This window comes from Paenibacillus sp. Aloe-11, assembly GCF_000245715.1.
In the GTDB taxonomy this organism is placed as follows: domain Bacteria; phylum Bacillota; class Bacilli; order Paenibacillales; family Paenibacillaceae; genus Paenibacillus; species Paenibacillus kribbensis.
This window is the reverse complement of the sequence record NZ_JH601056.1, coordinates 525618-528417: the sequence shown is the minus strand read 5'-3', so window position 1 is coordinate 528417 and position 2800 is coordinate 525618. Positions and strand designations below refer to the sequence as shown.

At 53.0% G+C, this 2800-nt stretch carries 3 protein-coding genes; all 3 read left to right on the top strand.

The window, feature by feature from the left end; genetic code table 11:
* On the top strand, positions 1 to 734 hold a 734-nt coding region (locus tag WG8_RS28570; protein ID WP_007431257.1), incomplete at its 5' end, for a PD-(D/E)XK nuclease family protein.
* Between the two features lie 36 nt (positions 735 to 770).
* Positions 771 to 1955 carry an exonuclease SbcCD subunit D gene (locus tag WG8_RS15950; RefSeq protein WP_007431256.1) on the top strand — a complete coding sequence of 395 codons (1185 nt, stop codon included), beginning with the start codon at positions 771 to 773 and terminating at the stop codon, positions 1953 to 1955.
* A partial coding sequence (locus WG8_RS15945; protein WP_232289119.1) for an AAA family ATPase occupies positions 1956 to 2800 on the top strand: 845 nt, incomplete at its 3' end.

The window sequence follows — 2800 nt, the reverse complement described above, 5'->3', positions numbered from 1 at the left end:
CGGTTACCGAGATGAAAAGATGGCTCGAAATGCAGGAGATTGGAGCGGACGATTGGCTGAATCTATCTGCCTCTCAACGAGCAGAGTCACCGGAGGATCAAGAAGATTCTCACACAGGGGGCAATGCATTACATTTACGCAGACCTAAGTTTATGGGAAATCAACGTCTGACTCCAACGGAACGTGGAACGGTGTATCATACGCTGATGCTGCATTTGCCGCTGGATGGGGTGATGAACGCCGATGTTATTGAGGAAACCAAGGCCCGTCTGCTGAATCAGCGCATATTGCTGGAGGTTCATGCGAAGGCGCTGGATACGGATAAAATATTGCGTTTTTTCACCAGTGAGCTGGGTGGCAGAATGCTCGAGGCAACCCACGTTCAACGTGAACTTCCGTTTACTTATACGATGCAGGCAGTCGATTACTGGAACCACAGCCTGCCATCGATGCTTCCAGTACAGGAAACACAGGAAACAGACCCGGAAGGCGGTCAGGACGATAAAGTGCTGATGAACGGGATTATTGACTGTCTGTTTGAAACGCCGGAAGGGCTTGTGCTGGTGGATTATAAAACAGACCGGATATCCGAATACCGTACGCTGTCTCATTTAACGGAGCAGTATCGTTTTCAATTGGAGCTTTATGCCTATGTAATCGAAACGATTACAGGTAAAAAGGTTGCTGAGAAGTGGCTGTATTTTTTAGAGGCTGGAGAGAGTGTGCGGCTGTAGTTATGTGAGAGAGAGGAGGAATAGTATGCGGATTTTATGCGGATTTTGCACACAGGTGATTGGCATTTGGGTCGCACATTGGAAGGACGCAGTCGTTTGAAGGAGCAGGAAGCGTTTTTGGAAGAATTGGCGAAAATGGCTGACGATCAGCAGGCAGATTTGATTATGATGGCTGGAGATGTGTACGACTCGGTCAATCCTTCGGCGGCCGCCGAGCAGTTGTTTTATGAAGCATCTGCACGTCTTACGGCTGGAGGAAGACCTCTGGTCGTTATTGCAGGCAATCACGATCAGCCGGAAAGGGTATCCTCGGTCACGCCGCTGGTAAGCGGGCGCGGAATTACACTGCTGGGACTGCCCAGCGGGAAAGCGGTGCGCGTTCATACACCGCGAACGGGCGAAATGGCATGCATCGCAGCCCTGCCGTATCCCTCCGAGTCTCGTCTGAACGAGCTGTTGTCTGAGGACGGAGATGAAACGGTATTACGCGAGGCATATAGCCGCCGTGTGGGGTTGCTGATGGCACAGCTGGGTACAGCGTTTCAGCCCGACACCGTTAATTTGTCGATGAGCCATATTTATGTGCTCGGCGGGCTGGAGTCGGACTCGGAACGTCCGATTCAGGTCGGGGGAGCCTATACGGTCGATCCGTCAGCGCTGAGCATCGGGGCGCAATATACAGCGCTGGGACATTTGCACCGTCCCCAGTACGTGAAGGGAGACGGGCTGATGCGTTATAGCGGCTCTCCGCTGGCATACAGCTTTTCCGAGGCGGGACAAGCCAAATCGGTTACGTTGATTGACGTGGTTGCCGGCAAGCCTGCACAGGTCGAGGAACTGTATATTACCAGTGGACGTCCATTGGTGAGGTGGCGCGCACGGGGAGGCCTGGAAGAAGTATACCGCTGGCTGGACGAAGGGCTGGATATGGATGCTTTTATTGATCTGGAGATTACGCTCGATGAAGCGATGTCGATGGGGGATATTCAGCGGCTGCGCAAAAGCCGTGAAGGCATCATTCACATTCGTCCATTGTATCCGGAAATGGCTGCAGCACAGCTGGAGCATCAACGGTCAGAATTGCCGGTTCATGAGCTGTTTCGGGCCTTCTATCAGCGACAGACAGGCGGGGCACAACCGGATGATGGATTGGTGCAGCTTTTTTTGGAGCTGGTGGAGCAGGATAATGCAAGAGACCACGCTGAGGAGGAGAATGTATGACTGAAATTGGCGGGGCTGCAAAGCTATCGGGAGCCGCAGGAAATTCGTTTTGACGAGCTGACCGAAACCGGACTGTTTGGGATTTTTGGCCCCACCGGGAGTGGCAAATCAACTTTGCTCGATGCCATTACGTTGGCTATGTACGGTAAAGTGGAGCGGGCGGTGAATGGTACTCAAGGCATCATGAATCATGCTGAAGACACGCTGTCCGTTGCCTTTACGTTTGAACTCATGTCAGCGCAGGGACCACGCCGTTACCGTGTGGAACGACGTTTCAAACGCGCTGGAGGCGTATCTGTTAATAATACGCTCAGTCGTTTTATTGCGCTCACAGAGGACGGCGAGGAAGTGATTGCTGACAAGGTGCAGGATGTGACGCGCTGTGTGGAGGAGTATATCGGCCTGAAAATGGACGATTTTACGCGTGCCGTCGTATTGCCGCAGGGAAAGTTTGCGGAATTTTTGTCCTTAAAGGGTAGTGAACGCAGGCAGATGCTGCAGCGTTTGTTCCATTTGGAGAAATACGGCGATCAACTGGCACAGAAGCTCAGCCGTCGTGTGAAGGACAATGACATTGCATTGAAAGAGCTGGAAGCGGAGCAGCAAGGCCTGGGGAACGCGAGTGCTGAAGCGCTTGAACATGTGGAGGTGCGTCTCAAAGAAGCAATTGCTAATGCAGAGTCTTCACGTCGTGAGCTGGAGCGTGTTGCTCGCGAGGCGGAAGCGCTGAACAAAACCCGCGAATTGGTTATGGAGCACAGTCGCCGGGCGAATGAGCTGGGACAGCTGGCAGCACTGGAGCCATCCATTGCTTTGCTGGAGCACAAGCTGCGTCAAGCGTCGGC